The sequence below is a fragment of the Bullifex sp. genome (genome assembly GCF_034103065.1).
Classification (GTDB): Bacteria; Spirochaetota; Spirochaetia; order Sphaerochaetales; family Sphaerochaetaceae; genus Bullifex.
Genome location: NZ_JAXEGN010000249.1, coordinates 1 through 18,432 on the forward strand (window position 1 = coordinate 1; position 18,432 = coordinate 18,432).

Here is an 18,432-nt window from a genome sequence, read left to right on the forward strand (position 1 = left end):
TTATTTCACTCTCAGCTTCACTATAAGTTAAGCCATGTAAATCAAGTGTAGAAAGAGGAAGCATAACACGTAACTCGCTTAAAGTCTTTTCCCTAACCTTTGCCTTTAGCTCCCCTTTTTCCTTTAAAATGTCTTCAAAACTCTTTTGATGGATTTTATCAACACTCTCATTAAATAACTTAGATTTTTTAACAGGAACCTTTTTAATTACAGGAATTTCAGGTTTAGGTGTAGCTATTTCCTCAATAACCTCTTCCTTCTTTTCTTCTCTCTTTATAGGTTTATTATCGCCAAAAACAGACCAGGCAACAGAACTTGGACGTTCATCATCCTCTTCTTTCTCCTTAAAGAAGGTTGTTTTAGGAGTAATTTCTTCTTCCTTAAGGGGCTCAGTAATACTAGTTTTAGGAATAATCTTTTCTTCAAAAGAAGACAAAAGAGAACCAAAGTCCTTTGTTGGCTTATACTCAGGAGAAACTCGTTTAACCTCTACTTTCTCACTTTGCTCTACTTCTTTTTCTACTACTGCTTCTTCTTCCCTATTTTTTTCCCTCTTTATAGGTTTATTATCTCCAAAAACAGACCAGGCAACAGAGCTCGGACGTTCATCATCCTCTTCTTTTTCTTTAAAGAAAGTTGTCTTTGGAAGACTTTCCTCCTCCTTAACAGTTTCAGTAGAATTAGTTTTAGGAATATTCTTTTCTTCAAAAGAAGACAAAAGAGAGCCAAAATCTTTTGTTGGCTTATACTCAGGTGAAACTCGTTTAACCTCTACTTTCTCCTTAGTTTCTACTACTTTCTCTATCTTTTTTTCTTCTCTCTTTATTGGTTTATTATCGCCAAAAACAGACCAAGCAACAGAGCTAGGACGCTCATCGTCCTCTTCCTTTTCCTTAAAGAAGGTAGGCTTTTGAGGAATTATTTCCTCTTTTTTAGGTTTTTCAACCTTCTTTTGATTCTTAACTTCTCCCCTTTCACCCTTTTCAAAAGAAGATAAAAGAGAACCAAAGTCTTGAGTTGGAGTATATTTCGGTGAAACTCTGTTTACTTTTTTATCTTCAATCTTTTCCTTTACTTCTTCCTTCTTTTCTTCTCTCTTAATTGGCTTATTATCTCCAAAGACAGACCATGCAACAGGACTTGGACGCTCATCGTCTTCTTCCTTTTCCTTAAAGAAAGTTGGCTTTTGAATTTCCTTTATAGGAGCCTTTACCAAAGGCTTATTATTTTGAGGTTTAACGACATTTCCTTCAAATTGATCTAAAAGAGAGCCGAAATCCTTAGTTGGTTTATACTCAGGTGAAACTCTCTTAACCTCATTGTTTTTACTTTTTTGTTTAGGATTTTTTTGATTTTCCCACTGCGAAAAAATATCAGCAAAGGAGGTTTGCTTTGCTTTTATTTCTTCCTTTTTACCTTTTGAAGGAAGTGCATATGGATTGCCGGTATGCTCCCAATTATAAAGAATATCCTTAAATGAAGCAGATGGATCATAGCCTTGGACAATCTGAGAAGGCTTTTTCCCACTTGAAGCAGGCTTAGGCTTCTTAACCTCTTCCTCTTTCTTCTCTTTTAATACGACATTCTTAAATGGTGAGTCACCAATATTTTCATCTTCAGTTAGAAAAGAGCGACTCACTTGGGCCGCTCTTTTTTTATCTTTCTTACTCATTATCATGCTTCCCTGATATCCAGGATTTCTTTTACAAGAGGAGAGAGCAACGTAGTCAATTCTTCCTTTGTACATCCCTGTACCTTAATAGTACAAATCGCATTACTTGGATCGGTACCCATAAAAGTACCAAACGAGATGATATCATAACCTGCATCAGAAATAGCACGGCTTACAAGAGCAATTGTACCAGGTTTATCATCAACTAAGAATGATAAGCGAACACCAAAATGACGTGCACCAAAGAGCTCTAAAAGAATCTTGAACATATCACTTTTTGAAACAATACCAATTAGCTTACCGTCTTCTACTACAGGTAAACATGATAAATCCTGGTCAACCATTAATCGAGCAGCTTCTTCAACAGGAGTGTCCTTTGAAATTGTAACAGGATTCTTTGACATAATCTTTTTTACAGTGAGCTTAGAAAGAAGATATGCCATCTCATGAATAGAAAGAGAAGATGCAGGAGATGGTGTAGCAAATAAAATATCTTTTTCACTAATAACACCAACTAGGTTCTTATCTTTATCAAGTACAGGTAAACGATGAACCTTTTCTTTCTTCATTAAATCAGATGCTTCTACAACACTTGCCTCAGGATAAATAGTCACCGGGTTTTTAGTCATTCTTCTTTCAATAATCATTTTTGCCCTCCAGTATGCTTTTATCTTACAATACTATAAAAAAAGATAAAAGCAAAATCACTCACCTAGATATGCAGCCTTAACCTTTTCATTTGTTAATAGCTTAGCTGCTTCATCAGCCAATACAATTCTACCATTTTCCATTACATAACCCTTATTTGATGCCTTAAGAGCCATTCTAGCGTTCTGTTCAACAAGGAAGATAGTAACCTTATCTTGCTCATTAATCAAAGCAATTTTAGCAAAGATATCTTGAATGATTAATGGAGCAAGTCCAAGTCCTGGTTCATCAAGCAAAATCATTCGAGGAGAAGACATCAAAGCTCTAGCAATAGCCATCATCTGTTGTTCACCACCAGATAAGCTTCTTGTCTTTTGCTTTCTTCTAGCTCCAAGAATTGGGAAGAAATCATACATCTCTTCCTTCTTTTTGGCGACTAAAGTTTGGTCTTTTACCATGAAAGCACCCATATCCAAGTTCTCTTCAACTGTCATATCAGCAAAGACTCTTCTTCCTTCAGGAACAAGGGCAATACCCATCTTTGCAATTTGGTCAGTTGTATGCTTTACTTTTTTAGCTTGGCAAATAACTTCACCATCATATGAGATTTGTCCATTTGTAAGCCCTTCAAGACCAACAATAGATTTTAATAGGGTTGATTTACCAGCACCGTTGGCACCAATTAAACAAACGATATCACCTTGGTCGACGTGCATTGAAACATTAGATAAAGCTTTAATATTGCCGTAACAAACATCAATATTTTCAATTGTAAGCAGCTCAGACATTAATCATCCTCCTCTGAACCAAGATATGCTTCAATAACAACAGGGTCATGTTTAATTGCATTTGGAGTACCTGATGCAATCTTATTACCGAAGTTTAGAACTGTAATTTCGTCACAGATATTCATGACAAGCTTCATATCGTGTTCAATTAAAACAACACTTACTCCTAGAGATCTAATACGAGAAATCATCTCCATTAAGTGCTCTGTTTCTTGAGGGTTCATACCAGCAGCAGGCTCATCCAAGAAAAGGAGTTTTGGCTCTGTTGCCATAGCTCTTGCGATCTCAAGCTCTCTTTGGTGTCCATATGGAAGAGATTTTGCATCATCATTTCTAAAGTCTACTAAACCAAAGAAATCAAGGTATTCAAGAGCCTTATTATAAATCTCTTTTTCTTCTTTCTTCATAACAAAGTAGCTCTTAATTGCTTGAGCAAAACGACCCTTATCCTTTGTGCCAACCTTAAAGTGTCTGCCAATCATAACATTCTCAACAACACTCATATCCTTAAAAAGGCGAATGTTTTGGAATGTTCTAGCAATACCTAAACGGCAAATTTCATTAGCCTTCTTTCCTGTAATATCTTTACCTTCAAAGATAACTCTACCCTTGGTTGGTGTATCTAGACCTGTCATGTTATTAAATAGTGTTGTTTTACCAGCACCATTTGGTCCAATAAGACCTGTAATAAGGCCTTCTTGAACATGGAAATCAACTTCATTAACGGCAACGACACCGCCATATACTCTTGAAAGCTTTTCAGTTTCTAGTAGCATCTTTTGCCCCCTTCTTACGTTTCTCTCCACTGTAATTAAACTTTTCTCTACCCATGATTCCCTGTGGTCTCCAAATCATCATTACAACTAAGATAAGACCAAAGATAATTTGTTTTGCTTGAGCAGGAATAACGTTAGTTAAACCAGTAAGCTGTGGGAAATATGAAATAAACTGGATAATAAATGCACCTAAAATACAAGCTAAGAAGTTACCCATACCACCAAGAACAACCATACAAAGTACCATAATTGATACCATGAAGGTGTATGAACCAGGAGTTACAGAAAGGATATATACAGCCTGGAAGGATCCTGCAATACCTGCAACACTTGCACCTAAGATAAATGCAGAAACCTTATATTTAGTTGTATTAATACCCATTGAAGCTGCAGCAATTTCATCTTCTCTTACAGCAGCAAGAGCTCTTCCCATTCTTGAGCGTGCTAAACGCTTAAATAGAAAGTAACAAATAGTAACAATAACAATTAACATTATTAAAAATGCAGTCTTTTTATATGGGTTAAACTTAAAACCAAAGATTGCAGCTTGAGGAATTTTCTGTATTCCCATAGGTCCCTTTGTTAAGCTATCCCAGTTATTGATTACGTTTCTAACTATTTCACCAAAACCAAGAGTTGCGATTGCAAGGTAGTCACCCTTAAGTCTAAGGGTTGGCATACCAATAACAAATCCACAAAGTGCTGAAATCAATGCAGCAACTGGAAGTGTCATCCAGAAGTTCCAGCCATATGTTGTTGTTAAAATAGCTGTTGCATAGCTTCCAATAGCAAAGAATCCTGCTTGACAGAGAGAAAGCATACCACCATAACCGGTGATGAGGTTCTGTCCAATAGCCATAAGAGCATAGATACATGTATAAATTAATATGATCTGAAAGAAACTCATACCTTCTCCTTTTCTACCTTACCAAGAATTCCTTCTGGTTTAAGTAAAAGAATAATAATAAGAATTACAAATGCTATAGTATCTTTATACCCCTGTGGAATTCCTAATACAGCAACACCGAAGGTCTCTACTAAACCAAGTAAGATACCACCAAGCATTGCACCTGAGATGTTACCAATACCACCAACTACTGCAGCAACGAAAGCCTTTAAGCCTGTCATTGTTCCAAGTGTTGGATAGCACTTATAGTCAAGAGCAATAAGCATACCACCTACAGCAGCAAGTGCAGATCCAATTGCGAATGTAAGTGAAATAACTACGTTAACATTAATACCCATCAGCTGAGCTGTATCTTGGTCAAGAGCAGTAGCTCTCATTGCCTTACCCATCTTTGATTTTCCAACAAAGAAGGAAAGTGCAACCATCATTACAACAGATACAACTAATACAAGAATCTGGTGTGGTGTAATAGAAATACCTAAAAAGGTAATTGGAGTATTATCAAAAGGATAGTTTAGCTTTCTAGATTGGGTACCCCACATCCATGCAGCTCCATTTGAAAGGATAAATGAAACACCAATAGCTGAAAGTAGTGGTGCAAGCCTTGCTGCCCTTCTCAGTGGCTTATAAGCAACCTTTTCAATGAACATTCCAAGTACTGCACAAAATACTGCAGAGAACATCATTGCAAGTAAAAAGGCGATAAAGGTCCAAGCTCCTAGTGGAGCATCACCTCTTAAAAAGTCAAAAGCGAACATACCCATGTAAGCGCCAACCATTAAAATATCGCCATGGGCAAAGTTGATGAATTTCAAAATACCGTACACCATTGTATATCCAAGAGCAATTAATGCGTAGATACCACCAAGTGTAAGACCATTAGTTAGATGCTGAAAAAATACTGCTACAGATGACACAGTCAGCTCCTTAATAAAAAGTATTCATCCCTTGAACGCGCCAAGGGATGAGTTTCAATTAAAACACTAAGTGCTTATTTAACTTCAATAAGCTTGCCGCCGTCAACAGTGTATGCACCAATATAGATAGGTGTCTGGTTTTCTACACGGTAAACGCCCTGATATGCAACTAAGTCACCATTTTCTGCAAAGTTTACAGTACCTGTAACACCCTGGTAATCTTTAATAGCTGCAACACCATTTCTAATAGCTGTTCTATCAGAACCTACTTCCTTCATAACCTGGATGTAGATGTTTGTAGCATCGAAAGCGTTAGTTGCGAATGAATCTGGAGCAACACCATATGCTGCTGTGTAGTCTGCAACAAACTGCTTGTAAGCATCACTCTCTTCAACCTGTGTTGGAGCAATGTAAACAACGCCATTTGTATAGTCACCAGCAAGCTGATAAATCTCAGGGTTTGAGAAACCATCACATGAAAGGAATGGAACGTTTAAACCAACCTGAGCTGCCTGTTCGAGCTGCTGAGCCATTTCTACTGTATAGTTAGGAATGTAGATAGCTTCTACATTAGCTGCCTTAAGCTTTGTAAGCTGTGTCTTGAAGTCCTTATCACCGAGCTGAGCTGTTTCAACTGCGCTAACCTTACCACCACAAGATTCAAAAGCAGCCTTCATACCTTCATAAAGTCCCTGAGAATAGTCGTTCTTGATGTAGAGACAACCAATGTTTCTATAACCAAGTACTTCATAGAAGTAGTGACCTGCAACTTCACCCTGGAGACCATCAGATACTACAGTTCTGAATACATAGTCACCAATAGCTGTGATATCTTTGTGTGTTGCTGAAGGGCTCATCATTGGGATACCCTCTGACTGACAGCGTTCACCAACTGCAAAGGATACACCTGTGAATACTGGACCAACTAAGCATGAAATCTTATCTGTTGAAGAAAGCTTTTCAATAGCAGCCATACCTTTTTCCTGGGTACCTTCACTATCTTCAATAATTAATTCAATCTGAGTACCATTAATACCACCCTTAGCATTAGCCTGGTCTACAGCAAGCTTAACAGACTGAGAACAAAGAATACCATAGTTAGCATTATCACCAGTCATAGGACCAATAAAGCCAATTTTGTAGCTAGATGTACTTTCAGAAGAACCACCTGCAAACAAACAAGTACTCATAGCAATAAGAGCAACTACTAGAGCAACTTTCTTAAAAGATTTCATATTAAACCTCCAAAATAAGGATATTTTCCGTGATTAAGAAACTTTATACACAAAATAGCATATTTATGCAATAATCATACAATAGAAAAACTCCCTATTTTATCATTTTTTTAAGAAATCTATATTCTTTTTATTAATAGGTAAATAATTATCTAATACAAAATGGACTATTCACTATAATCTAAATAATTTAGTACCATATCAATCCAGCATTGATTTTCTAAAATATAAGAGCCAACCTCTCTTGTTGCAGTACTCCAACCATGCCCACCAGATTGGAAAATATGACCGGTAAATGGAATGTGATTTTGCTTTAAAGCCATCATATAAAGAAGTGAATTTTCAACTGGAACAGTAGGATCATCAGCACTATGGAAAATAAAACAAGGAATAGTGTCTTTATCAACTCTCTTTTCTAGAGAATAAAAATCTCTCTCATGCCCATCTTGGCAAATGTTATCAATAGAGCCCTTATGAGCAAACTCACCATCAAGAATAACTGGATAAGCAAGAATTACAGACTTTACTCTACAATCAAACGGAGAACAAATTTCTTTATTCCACATAGTAGCAAGTGATGCAACTAAGTGTCCTCCTGCTGAAAAACCTAAAACAGAAATGTTATCTTTATCAAGTTGCCACTCTAAAGCATTGTTTTTTACCCTTTCAACACACTCTGCCAGTTCCTTTACAGGACTATAATTTTTAATTAACTCACCAATTGAATAATAAAGAATAAATACATTAAAACCCTTAGAAAAAAATTTAAAACCAACCGGCTCTGCCTCTCTTGGGGATAGATGCACATACCCACCTCCTGGGCAAATAATTATTGCAGGTCTTTTTTCTACGCTTTGACAATACTCATTTAAATCAGAGTGTAAAAAGCCAATAACTTTTCTATTATTCTTTCCAACTTCAAACTCAACTGTCTTCATTTTATTTTCTATCCTTTAAAAACTCTACTACTTCCTCTTTATAAGGAATACTATCCATAGCACCATTTCGAGATACTGTAATTGCAGAAGCTGCACTTGCTATTTCTAAAGCATCTTTTATATCAAAGCCATCTGTTATTGAGGCTAAAAAATAACCAATAAATGTATCTCCTGCAGCAGTTGTATCAACAGCCTTTACCTTAAAACAATTTTGACTAACTACTTCATTATTTCCATAATATAAAGAGCCATCAGAACCAAGTGTTAATAAGATGTTACATTTAGGATAACGCTGTTTAATTGTCTTTAATACTTCTTCAAAGCTTGAATCAATACCTGCTAATGCAGCACCTTCAATTTCATTAACAACTAGTAAACTTACCTTTTCAAGTGGTAAATCTAAAATAGACCTATCAAACGGTGCTGGGTTAAAACAAATATTAATATCTTTATCATACGCTTTATCAATAATATATTTTAACTCATTAATCTCATTTTGTAATACAATCCAATCACCTGCAGAGAAGTTGGAAAGTACACTATCTATTTCTACTTTCTCAATAGCTTTATTTTCTCCAGGAAATAGTATAATTGAGTTTTGAGCATTTTTATCAACTTGTATTATGGCATGTCCTGTTTGTTTATTTGTAATACTTACATTGGAAGTATCAACGCCAAAGCTTTCTAACTTTTTTAAAATAAAGACACCATCCTCACCTATTTTTCCCGCATGGAAAGTCTTTAATCCAGCTTTTGCCAAAGCTGCACATTGATTAGCGCCCTTTCCTCCTGCACTCTTTTTTAAAGATAAAGATGAAAGAGTTTCTCCTTCCTTAACAATGTGCTCTACGCTATATGTTAAATCTATATTTATTGAGCCGTAACAAAGAACTTTCATAATAAACCTCTATAAAAATGATAAACAACATAAGACCATTGTCAACGAAAAAAGGTACTCCAAGAAACTCTTAGAGCACCTTTTGTATAATGGAATTTTCTCCCGAAAATATGGAGACTAAATTAGAAAGTTATATAAGAAGCAAATCTAACATATCCATTTTTAGCAAAATCAGAAAAATCATCACAACCGAGCTTAACATTAAGTTCAATATTCTTAATCTGAGTATCTGCACCAATTGAAGCACCTACTTTAGAAAAATCTTTAGTAATGCCTACACCAGCACTGAGAGTTGTTGGAGCCTTATCGCTTGCAATACCATATGATGCACCTGCATAAAGGTTGTTAACACCAGCAGCATTAATGTATTCAGCATAACCACCAATGTTTTCATAGCCACCTTTAACTGCTGCAAAGTATGTAGCCTTTGCAAAATCATCAGTATTTGCAATAACCTGTGCAGAAGCAGCTAAGTTGAAATCGAGGTCTGCAAGAGTCTTTACATCAACTAATGCTGCAACCTGGAAATTATCCTTATCAGCTTTCTGGTTAACACCATAAGCAATCATTGCCTTAACACCATCAATTGGAGCAATCTGTGCTTCTAAGAGGCCTTTCTTATCACCATCAACAATAGAACCCCAAGCCTTAGCTGTTACATATTTATCATATGAAACTGCTACACCAAGAGGCATTGAAGAACGACTTGCGTTCAAGCTAATCTTTTTTTCATTGCCCTGAGGATCTAAGTAAGCCCAGTTATAGCTTGCTGAGAAACTCTGGTTACCAACATAAAGTTCAACACCAACTGGAAGGCTTACTTCAAATACATCAGCAACTAGTTTTGATGCTTTTACTGTTGCATAACCATTAATTGGCTGTCTAACACCTGTAGTAAATTTTCCATCCTCTACAGTTATTGCATCCATTCTAAGTTCGCCATTTACATAATCTGAACCAAGTTTAATTTTGAATCTACCACCATATGTTGAACCAAGATTTAAGTAATCCAGATTTTCAACTGTACCATCGAACTTAACCTTATAACCAAAGCCTAATTCACCAGTTAAAGAGACATCTGCAAACAGGCAAGCTGATGCAAGAAGAACTACGAGTAGAATTGAGATTGTTTTTTTCATTTTCCATACTCCGTTTTTTTAGAATTTTGTAAAAATCGTCTCATGTATGTGTGAGGCTAGTATGGTCTTTATTTATCTCAATTCTGTTTTGATTATGTTTAAATATGTGTTTTATAAAGAATATGAACTAAAATCAAATCAGTATGTAGCTTTTATGTTTTTGCTTGATATTAACGAGTAATGAAGATAAAGTCTTGGTTATGAAAGCACTAATTTTTTCAGATATTCACGGTAGTTTAAATGCTTGTTCAAGAGTTGATGAACTTATTAAGAAGCATAATCCTGATTTCATATTACTTCTTGGAGACTTACTATATCATGGTCCAAGAAACGATCTTCCACCTTCCTACAACCCCAAAGGCGTTATCCCAATTTTAAATAATTATAAAGATAGTATATTGGCTGTAAGAGGAAATTGTGAAGCTGAAGTAGATCAAATGGTTTTATCATTTCCTGTTATGAGTACAACTTCAGAAGTATTTGTAGATGGATTAAAACTAACTTTAACACATGGCCACATATATAATGAAGCAAATCCTGTCCCAGGAGCTAAAATCATGCTTTATGGACATACTCATATACCTGTTTGTCATAAAAAGGATGATATTGTTTTTTTTAACCCAGGATCTACTTCAATTCCAAAAGGGGGATTTAAGCCATCTTTTGGAATCTATGAAAATAGAAAATTATCAGTATTAGAGTTAAGCAATGAAAAGGAGATGATGGCTCTTACACTTTAAAATGTAAGAGTTACAACTACTTTATCATTTTCTTGAGCAATTTCTGCTTTTCCACCATGGAGGTTCATTATTTGGCCTGTTATAGGAAGACCAAGGCCAGAACCACCTTCATGGCGGCTTAAATCACCTCTTGCCCATGGCTCAAAGAAGTCTGGAAGAGGAGATGGTAGAGAACCTTTGTTTACTACCTTTATAACATTTCTATCAACATAAACATCAACAATTTCACTACCGCTTTGAAGTGCATTATTTATTACTTCAGAAAGCGCTCTTGAGCCAAGTGTATAATCAACATCAATTTCATCATTTTCATTGATGTGAAGATCTATCTTTTTTGAAACTTTAAAATTACTAATAACACCATCAATTAAATCAAAAGCTGAAATCTTTTGCTTATTAAGCATACAATCTGGAGAAAGAAGGTAAGCATAATACTTAATTGAACTTATTCTTGAAGTTAAAACATCACACTCCTTTTTCATCCTCTTTAGTAAATCTTGGTTCAGAGGGAAAATTCCATCAATTGAAGCATCAAGCAGCATATTAATACTTGCAAGAGGAGTATTAAGATCATGGCTTATTGATCTAATCCACTCCTTTCTTGAATCCTGGTGGCGCCTTAAGTTATCACCTAAATCAACAATTGAGGTAGCTATATCTTTTAGCTCCATACTCTTTTGTTCACCAATATTTACATCAAACTTATTTTCAGATAAATCCTTTAAAGCATTCTGAATATCCTTAATTGATCTATTATTTCGCTTTGAAATTACATAAGAAGCAACTAATGAGATAATTAATGCTATAGGAATAAAAATAAGAATCACTAAAGCAGAGGTATCAAGGATATACCTAGTTGGTCCATACTTTCTTGCAGTCATTACTAAAATATCGTAATAGCCCTTAACAACTCCATTACTTTTTACTATTACAGAAGCTGCAATATCTCTTGCCTGCACCTCTTGTGGCACAGAGAATGTTTGAGTAACTCTTTCAACTTCTTCATCGAGATAAAAATGGAAAACACCATTGTTATCTACATCAAGATTAAAGACATATACATCTGCATCTGTTGTGATTTCTTTAGATGAATTAACCTCAACAGATGAAAGACTTCGTATTTTAACTTCGCTATTTATCATCGATTTATCATCGATGCTTTCCTTTACCTTATCACCATTAGGCAGTGAACCATATATAATTTGAAAAAGTCCCTTGGCATCACGAAAAATTAACCCTGATATTCTATCATTTGAACAATCTAGGATTGCATTTATCATTTTATCAGGAGTTGGATTGGTATATGTATTTATTTTTTCTTCAACACTATTAATGTATTCACCTGCTGCATACTTTGGCCAAGTATTCATTGCATGTCTATTTGACGCATAAAATATTAAAAGCTGAAGTAAAATAATGCAAATAGAGAGTGAAAAAATTGAGATAAATAGCCTGAGAAAATGGTGCCTAAAATGACCTTTATGCATATATTAAGCCTTCTTACCTGTAAATCTATAACCATATCCTCTTACAGTTTCTATCCAATTACCATTTTTAAGCTTTGCTCTGATATTCTTAATATGAGTATCAACAACTCTTTCATATGACTCAAATGAGTAATCAAAACACTCTTCAAGGATTTGTGAACGAGTAATTAAAGCACCAGCATTTGAAGCAAGATAAGATACAATTCGCCATTCAGCAGCTGTGAGTACTATTAATTCATTATCAATTGAAAGTTGATGTTGAAGAGAATCAATTACTAAAGTATGGTTTTCATCATAGAATGTGGAGATATCACTTTTTTCAACAGATGAAGAATCAACTCTTCTAAATAGTGCAGCAACTCTTAGTACAAGTTCTTTTGGTGAAAATGGCTTTGTAATATAGTCATCACAACCAAGCTCAAAGCCAAGAATTCTATCTGATTCATCAACTCTTGCAGTTAGAAATATTACTGGTAGGTCAGGATGGTCCTTTTTTATCTCCTTAATAAACATAAAGCCATCACCATCAGGCACCATTACATCTTGAATAATTAAGTCTGGAAGTTTTTCGCTTATTGCCTTTCTTGCTTCCCCTATTAAAGCAAAGCCCTTAGCACTATATCCACTTAGTTCTAAATATTGAACTACACCACTTCTAATTACATCATGATCTTCAACAACGTATATTTCTTTCATATAGCTAATAATACACATCGTTTTTTAGATTTCAACAGATGATAAGCTAAATCCATAAAAACTACAATTTTATTACACTAATCCAACTTCTTAACACCTTTAAAGCGATAGCCATAACCTCTAACAGTCTCTATCCAATTTTGCCCAGAAGTTCCAATCTTTGCTCTAATGTTTTTAATGTGTGTATCAATTATTCTATCGTAACTTTCTCTTGTGTATTCAAAGCACTCATCTATTAACTGAGTTCTACTAATTACATTACCATAGTTCATGCTAAGAACCTTAAGGATTCTCCACTCTGCACCAGTTACTTTAATAGTTTTTGAATCTAAAAATACTTCATGAGATGATAAATCAAGGGACAGAGTTTCTTTTCCTAAAATCCAACTAGATAATCCATTTCTTACAGTGGTATTAATCATCCTTCTAAGATGAGCATTAATCCTTAAAGATAACTCTTTAAATGACAATGGCTTTTCAACATAGTCATCACAACCAAGCTCAAAAGATAGTATTCTCTCACTTTCACTTCCATCGATTCCAATTACAATAATTGGCATTGGATTTTTGCTTCTAATTTGCTTTAAAAACATAAGACCATCACCATCGGATAGTGTTCTTGCAATGAGCAGTAAATCAGGAAAAAAAGATTTTAAGGTTTCCCTTAATGATGCAAGATCAGAAAACTCATTAACACTATAGCCTGAGAGTGTAAGATAGGATGATGATTGGGATAAAAAGTTTTGATCACTGTCTGCAATAAATAACATGCTCATATCAAGCGTTTTACCAAAGTGTAAAAATAAAAAAAATAGTAAGTGAAGAATCTACAGAGAAAGTACCAAAAGATTCTTACAAAACTCACATAGCACTAGCTTTTTCTTCACAATCTTCATTGTTTTTATGCTATATTTGGTGCAATGAAAAGGCTAGACTTTATATTAATACCAATTATTATAATTTTATCTATTATTCCTCTTATTTATTCATCTGGAGAAAAGAGTTCTATTGTTAGAATCAGTTCAAATAATAAAATATTTGACTATGATATAACAAAAGATAGAGTAATAAATATACCTGGAACACTTGGAGATACTGTTGTTGAAATCAAAAATAAAAAAGTTCGTATTTTAAATTCTCCATGTCCAAACCATACATGCATGCGTTCTTCAATTTCACGTTACCCAGAGAGCTTAGTATGTCTACCCAATGATGTAATTATCCAAATTGAAGGTGAAGGAGAGACCGATGCACTCACATTCTGATAAAACACGATTTTTAGCATACCTTATTGCTCTTTCACTATTTTTCTCAGTTGCAGAGAATATGATAGTTCATCCCCTACCCTTTCTTCGCTATGGCTTTGCCATGATACCAATGCTATTTGCTCTTGATAAACTAAACTTTAAAGAGTATATGGCTCTTTCAATTGGAAAGTGGCTAGCAAGTACATTAAGCCAGGGAACAATGCTTTCTCCATTTAGCATTATTGCACTCTCATCATCTATTTCTTCAGCGCTTATAATGTATGTATTGTTCCATGTTTTTGGAAAGTTTATTTCGCTTTATACAATTTCATTAATATCCTCAATTGTTTCAACAATTACACAACTACTAGTTGCTTCCCTCTTCTTAGGTTCTGTGTTAATGAGGATTTCTATTGTAATGCTTCCATTATCTGAAATTACAGGATTGTTAACAGCATTTTTAGCCTTACATTTAAAGTTAAATACTAATCCACCAGAAATAATAAATACAGATAATAGAGAGGATAGTCCATTAACAATAATATTACATATTTTATGTGCCCTCTTAGTATTCTTTATAAAAGAGCCACTTATTCTGCTTTTAATTTTTATTATTGCTATCACTCTTTCTCTTCTCCAAAAAAGAAAAGTACTATACCTAAACTATATAATTACCTTTTTAGCTGTTACAGTTTGTAATTTATTCTCAAGAAATGGCGAAGTACTATTTTGGTTTATAACAAAAGGGGCACTAGAAGAAGGTATTGTTAAAGGTTTACAGTTAGTTTCATTAGTTGCTATTTCTCAAAGCTTTGCTGCATTAAGAATAAAAGGAGGAAGCTTTTTATCCTCTGTTTTTGCCTATAATGCTGCATTTATATCAAACTTTTCTAAAGAAAACAAAAGCATATTTAAAAAGCTAGAGGAAGCACTATGCATCGAGGATGGAAAAACAATTAGTATTACAAGAAAAGATAATGACTATAAAATCACTGCTATTTTAGTTATTGCACTTATCCTTGAAATCATCTCTTTATTGTTGTGATTCCTTTCAGAAGAGTAGCAGATAGCACATAAATAATATGCCTATACTATATATAAATGTGAACAACAGAATATTATTTTAATATAACAAACGTTTTTATATATATTTTTCTAATAAAATGGTATTATTAACTAACATTTTAAGTTTTTATAGTACGTCTATTGACTAATGTTTATTCGATATTTATATAATTATTTATCGATAAAAAAACATTGATTACAGGAGAAACAAATCATGGCAACTATCGCTGAAGCATTTCCAGGGCAGAATGAACTGCAGGAACTTATTGAGAAAGTAAAAAGAGCACAGACAATTTATGCTTCCTACTCTCAAGAGCAGGTTGATAAAATTTTCCGTGCTGCCGCAATTGCAGCAAACAATGCTAGAATTACATTAGCTCAGGATGCTGTAAGAGAAACAGGAATGGGAATTATCGAAGATAAGGTAATTAAGAACCATTTCGCAGCCGAGTATATCTTCCATAAATATAAGGACGATAAAACCTGTGATATCATCGAGCAAGATGTTGGCTTTGGTTATGAGAAAATTGCAGAACCAAAGGGTGTTATTTGTGGAATTATCCCAACAACAAACCCTACTAGTACAGCAATCTTTAAAGCCCTTATTTCATTAAAGACAAGAAACGCTATTATCTTCTCACCACATCCAAGAGCAAAGAAATGTACCTGTGATGCAGCGAGAATTGTACGTGATGCAGCAGTTCAAGCAGGTGCTCCAGAGGACATTGTTGCTTGGATTGAAGAGCCATCAATGGAAAAAACTGACTTTTTAATGAAGCATCCTCTAGTAAACTTAATTCTTGCAACTGGTGGTCCAGGCATGGTTAAGTCTGCTTACTCTTCAGGTAAACCAGCTATTGGTGTTGGTGCTGGTAACACACCTGCTCTTATCGACAAGAGTGCAAACATCAAAATGGCTGTTGCTTCAATCTTAATGTCCAAGACCTTTGATAACGGTGTTGTTTGTGCATCAGAACAATCAATCATTTGTCATAAAGATATCTATGATGAAGTAAAAGCAGAACTTAAGAAGGAAGGTGCACACTTCTTAAATAAAGCAGAAGCAGAAAAGCTTTCTCCAATTATCCTCGATCCACAGAGAGGAACAGTAAATCCTAAGATTGTTGGTCAACCAGCTTATGTAATTGCTCAAATTGCAGGCTTTGAGGTTCCAAAATCAACAAAGGTATTGATTGGAGAAGTAACTAAGATTGCAGTAGATGAACCATTTGCTCATGAAAAGTTATCCCCAGTACTTGGTATGTATAAGTGTAATAACTTTGGTGAAGGTGCTGATATGGCAGCTCGCTTAATTGCGATGGGTGGTTTTGGTCATACATCTGTTCTATACATCGATGAAAAAGAAAAAGAAAAGGTTGACTCTTATGGTAGAACAGTTAAAACAAGCAGAATATTAATTAACATGCCAGCAAGCCAGGGTGCTATTGGTGATATCTATAACTTCCGCTTAGAGCCAAGCTTGACACTTGGTTGTGGTTCATGGGGTAACAACTCTATCTCTGAAAACGTTGGTCCAAAACACCTTCTTAACATCAAAACACTTGCAGCAAGGAGAGAAAACATGCTCTGGTTTAGATTACCACCTAAGATTTACTTTAAATATGGCTGTCTCCCTGTAGCTCTTCAGGAGCTCCAAGGTAAGAAGAGAGCATTCATTGTAACAGATAGTTTCCTCTTCAACTCAGGTATGATTGAAAAGATTACAGACCAGCTCGATTTACTTGGAATTGAAACAGAGGTATTCCACCAAGTTAAACCAGACCCAACACTTGGTACTATTAATACAGCTATGCAGCTAGTTAATGCTTACAACCCAGATGTTATTATCGCTGTTGGTGGTGGATCTCCAATGGATGCAGCAAAGATTATTTGGCTCTTATATGAACATCCAGAAGTATCCTTTGAAGGTCTTGCATTAAGATTTATGGATATCAGAAAGAGAATCTACTCATTCCCTAATATGGGCAAAAAAGCTCAGATGGTATGTATCCCAACAACCTCTGGTACAGGTTCTGAAGTTACACCATTTGCTATTATCACAGATGAGAATACAGGTATGAAGTGGGCTATTGCAGACTATGCATTAACACCTTCAATGGCAATCGTTGACTCTGAACTTGCAATGGGACAGCCAAAGGGCTTAACAGCATCCTGTGGTGTAGACGTACTTACTCACGCTCTTGAAGCTCTCGTATCATCAATGAGTACAGACTATACAAATGGTCTTTCTCTTGAAGCTGCAAGACTTATCTTTAAATACCTTCCAGTTGCATACAAGGATGGAACAAATAAGAAAGCTCGTGAAAAAGTACATAATGCTTCAACAATGGCTGGTATGGCATTCTCTAATGCATTCCTTGGTGTTTGTCACTCAATGGCTCATAAGCTTGGTGCAAGATTCCATGTTCCACACGGAATGGCTAATGCACTCCTACTTTCAAACGTTATCCGTTTCAACAGAAATGATAACCCTACAAAGCAGGCAGCTTTCCCTCAGTATGAGTTCCCTTCTGTAACAAGTAGATATGCACGTGTTGCTGACTACATTGCTATGGATGTAAATGACACACCAAACGGTAACTACATTTCAATCAAGCCAGGTATGAGCTTGAATGAAAAAGTAGATGCCCTTATCGATGGAATTGAAAAGCTTAAAAAGGATCTTGGTATCCCAGCTTCAATTAAGGAATGGGGTGTTGATGAAAAAGAATTCTTAGAAGCAGTTGATGAATTAGCTGTTAAAGCATTTGATGACCAGTGTACTGGCTCAAACCCACGATATCCACTCATCAGCCAGATTAAGCAACTCTATCTTGATTCTTACTATGGCAGAGCATGGAAAGAAGAAAAGTAATAATAAATTCCTCAATTAGGCCTGAGAAAAACCTCAGGCCTTTTTAATCACATAAATTTAATTTCTTTTTCAAGTTCAACTATACTTTCACCATTAAATATTTTTTCATTACAGAAATTTATTACATCAGTAATTGAAAATTCATTCGAACACTCTACTTCTGCCACTGTCATAGGAGTATCACTACAAGCCCAAAGACAAATAAAATTTTTAACTCTTTGGATAACATAGCCCTCCCCTAAATAAGAAAACTCTGCTTCTCAATTTTTACATAAACTATTATATATTTTCTCAAAAGAAATCATGTTTTGAGCATAACACCTATTGTAGTAATATTCATTATTATTAGTTGTTATCTAGTTTTTTAATATTCATAACAACGATAAATATTTGATTATTCGTGA

General features: G+C 35.0%; 17 protein-coding genes. 4 read left to right on the forward strand and 13 right to left on the reverse strand.

Annotated elements, in window-relative coordinates:
* The 10 genes from SOY52_RS09525 to SOY52_RS09570 all read right to left on the reverse strand — a co-directional run.
* The coding region (locus SOY52_RS09525; protein ID WP_414429605.1) for a hypothetical protein at positions 1-1,747 on the reverse strand (1,747 nt) is incomplete at its 3' end.
* Positions 1,675-2,319 carry a CBS domain-containing protein gene (locus SOY52_RS09530; protein ID WP_320848722.1) on the reverse strand — a complete coding sequence of 215 codons (645 nt, stop codon included), beginning with the start codon at positions 2,317-2,319 and terminating at the stop codon, positions 1,675-1,677. The genes SOY52_RS09530 and SOY52_RS09525, both read right to left, overlap by 73 nt.
* A gap of 57 nt (positions 2,320-2,376) precedes the next feature.
* Positions 2,377-3,108 carry an ABC transporter ATP-binding protein gene (locus SOY52_RS09535; RefSeq protein WP_320848723.1) on the reverse strand — a complete coding sequence of 244 codons (732 nt, stop codon included), beginning with the start codon at positions 3,106-3,108 and terminating at the stop codon, positions 2,377-2,379.
* Complete coding sequence (locus SOY52_RS09540; RefSeq protein WP_320848724.1) at positions 3,108-3,884, reverse strand: ABC transporter ATP-binding protein; 777 nt, start codon at positions 3,882-3,884, stop codon at positions 3,108-3,110. Before SOY52_RS09540 ends, SOY52_RS09535 begins: the two co-directional genes overlap by 1 nt.
* Positions 3,868-4,791 carry a branched-chain amino acid ABC transporter permease gene (locus SOY52_RS09545; RefSeq protein WP_320848725.1) on the reverse strand — a complete coding sequence of 308 codons (924 nt, stop codon included), beginning with the start codon at positions 4,789-4,791 and terminating at the stop codon, positions 3,868-3,870. The genes SOY52_RS09540 and SOY52_RS09545 overlap by 17 nt, the downstream gene beginning before the upstream one ends.
* The gene (locus SOY52_RS09550) at positions 4,788-5,708 is read right to left on the reverse strand and encodes a branched-chain amino acid ABC transporter permease (protein WP_320848726.1); all 921 of its coding nucleotides are present in this window, start codon (positions 5,706-5,708) and stop codon (positions 4,788-4,790) included. The genes SOY52_RS09545 and SOY52_RS09550 overlap by 4 nt, the downstream gene beginning before the upstream one ends.
* 74 nt (positions 5,709-5,782) lie before the next feature.
* On the reverse strand, positions 5,783-6,943 hold the full coding sequence (locus SOY52_RS09555) for an ABC transporter substrate-binding protein (RefSeq protein ID WP_320848727.1): 1,161 nt from the start codon (positions 6,941-6,943) through the stop codon (positions 5,783-5,785).
* 167 nt (positions 6,944-7,110) lie between these two features.
* On the reverse strand, positions 7,111-7,881 hold the full coding sequence (locus tag SOY52_RS09560) for an alpha/beta hydrolase (protein ID WP_320848728.1): 771 nt from the start codon (positions 7,879-7,881) through the stop codon (positions 7,111-7,113).
* 1 nt (position 7,882) lies between these two features.
* Complete coding sequence (locus tag SOY52_RS09565) at positions 7,883-8,779, reverse strand: ribokinase (RefSeq protein WP_320848729.1); 897 nt, start codon at positions 8,777-8,779, stop codon at positions 7,883-7,885.
* 122 nt (positions 8,780-8,901) lie between these two features.
* On the reverse strand, positions 8,902-9,918 hold the full coding sequence (locus tag SOY52_RS09570) for a hypothetical protein (RefSeq protein WP_320848730.1): 1,017 nt from the start codon (positions 9,916-9,918) through the stop codon (positions 8,902-8,904).
* A 200-nt stretch (positions 9,919-10,118) separates the two neighbouring features.
* Here SOY52_RS09570 and yfcE point away from each other — a divergent pair, with 200 nt between their 5' ends.
* Positions 10,119-10,658 carry a phosphodiesterase gene (yfcE, locus tag SOY52_RS09575; RefSeq protein ID WP_320848731.1) on the forward strand — a complete coding sequence of 180 codons (540 nt, stop codon included), beginning with the start codon at positions 10,119-10,121 and terminating at the stop codon, positions 10,656-10,658.
* On the opposite strand, the gene SOY52_RS09580 is transcribed toward yfcE, so the two are convergent.
* The 3 genes from SOY52_RS09580 to SOY52_RS09590 form a co-directional block, all read right to left on the reverse strand.
* Positions 10,655-12,028 carry a HAMP domain-containing sensor histidine kinase gene (locus tag SOY52_RS09580; RefSeq protein WP_320848732.1) on the reverse strand — a complete coding sequence of 458 codons (1,374 nt, stop codon included), beginning with the start codon at positions 12,026-12,028 and terminating at the stop codon, positions 10,655-10,657. The genes yfcE and SOY52_RS09580 overlap by 4 nt on opposite strands.
* A 120-nt stretch (positions 12,029-12,148) precedes the next feature.
* A complete protein-coding gene (locus SOY52_RS09585; RefSeq protein WP_320848733.1) occupies positions 12,149-12,841 on the reverse strand; it encodes a response regulator transcription factor in 693 nt (230 codons plus the stop codon).
* A 77-nt stretch (positions 12,842-12,918) separates the two neighbouring features.
* A complete protein-coding gene (locus tag SOY52_RS09590) occupies positions 12,919-13,617 on the reverse strand; it encodes a response regulator transcription factor (RefSeq protein WP_320848734.1) in 699 nt (232 codons plus the stop codon).
* 144 nt (positions 13,618-13,761) lie between these two features.
* On the opposite strand from SOY52_RS09590, the gene SOY52_RS09595 reads away from it, so the two are divergent.
* The 3 genes from SOY52_RS09595 to adhE all read left to right on the forward strand — a co-directional run bounded on the left by SOY52_RS09595 (position 13,762) and on the right by adhE (position 18,028).
* The gene (locus SOY52_RS09595; RefSeq protein ID WP_320848735.1) at positions 13,762-14,106 is read left to right on the forward strand and encodes a NusG domain II-containing protein; all 345 of its coding nucleotides are present in this window, start codon (positions 13,762-13,764) and stop codon (positions 14,104-14,106) included.
* Positions 14,090-15,133: a Gx transporter family protein gene (locus SOY52_RS09600; RefSeq protein WP_320848736.1), complete on the forward strand. Its 1,044-nt coding sequence runs from the start codon at positions 14,090-14,092 to the stop codon at positions 15,131-15,133. The genes SOY52_RS09595 and SOY52_RS09600 overlap by 17 nt, the downstream gene beginning before the upstream one ends.
* A gap of 234 nt (positions 15,134-15,367) precedes the next feature.
* Positions 15,368-18,028 carry a bifunctional acetaldehyde-CoA/alcohol dehydrogenase gene (gene adhE, locus SOY52_RS09605; RefSeq protein WP_320848737.1) on the forward strand — a complete coding sequence of 887 codons (2,661 nt, stop codon included), beginning with the start codon at positions 15,368-15,370 and terminating at the stop codon, positions 18,026-18,028.
* Positions 18,029-18,432: the final 404 nt, after the last annotated feature.

Excerpts from the sequence above, each read along its gene's own strand:
- SOY52_RS09590 (WP_320848734.1), bottom strand. The coding sequence starts at position 13,617 with ATGAGCATGTTATTTATTGCAGACAGTGATCAAAACTTTTTATCCCAA.
- SOY52_RS09570 (WP_320848730.1), bottom strand. The coding sequence starts at position 9,918 with ATGAAAAAAACAATCTCAATTCTACTCGTAGTTCTTCTTGCATCAGCT.
- SOY52_RS09580 (WP_320848732.1), bottom strand. The coding sequence starts at position 12,028 with ATGAATACTTGGCCAAAGTATGCAGCAGGTGAATACATTAATAGTGTT.
- SOY52_RS09565 (WP_320848729.1), bottom strand. The coding sequence starts at position 8,779 with ATGAAAGTTCTTTGTTACGGCTCAATAAATATAGATTTAACATATAGC.
- SOY52_RS09600 (WP_320848736.1), top strand. The coding sequence starts at position 14,090 with ATGCACTCACATTCTGATAAAACACGATTTTTAGCATACCTTATTGCT.
- SOY52_RS09535 (WP_320848723.1), bottom strand. The coding sequence starts at position 3,108 with ATGTCTGAGCTGCTTACAATTGAAAATATTGATGTTTGTTACGGCAAT.
- yfcE (WP_320848731.1), top strand. The coding sequence starts at position 10,119 with ATGAAAGCACTAATTTTTTCAGATATTCACGGTAGTTTAAATGCTTGT.
- SOY52_RS09540 (WP_320848724.1), bottom strand. The coding sequence starts at position 3,884 with ATGCTACTAGAAACTGAAAAGCTTTCAAGAGTATATGGCGGTGTCGTT.
- SOY52_RS09560 (WP_320848728.1), bottom strand. The coding sequence starts at position 7,881 with ATGAAGACAGTTGAGTTTGAAGTTGGAAAGAATAATAGAAAAGTTATT.
- SOY52_RS09530 (WP_320848722.1), bottom strand. The coding sequence starts at position 2,319 with ATGATTATTGAAAGAAGAATGACTAAAAACCCGGTGACTATTTATCCT.
- SOY52_RS09555 (WP_320848727.1), bottom strand. The coding sequence starts at position 6,943 with ATGAAATCTTTTAAGAAAGTTGCTCTAGTAGTTGCTCTTATTGCTATG.
- SOY52_RS09595 (WP_320848735.1), top strand. The coding sequence starts at position 13,762 with ATGAAAAGGCTAGACTTTATATTAATACCAATTATTATAATTTTATCT.
- SOY52_RS09585 (WP_320848733.1), bottom strand. The coding sequence starts at position 12,841 with ATGAAAGAAATATACGTTGTTGAAGATCATGATGTAATTAGAAGTGGT.
- adhE (WP_320848737.1), top strand. The coding sequence starts at position 15,368 with ATGGCAACTATCGCTGAAGCATTTCCAGGGCAGAATGAACTGCAGGAA.
- SOY52_RS09545 (WP_320848725.1), bottom strand. The coding sequence starts at position 4,791 with ATGAGTTTCTTTCAGATCATATTAATTTATACATGTATCTATGCTCTT.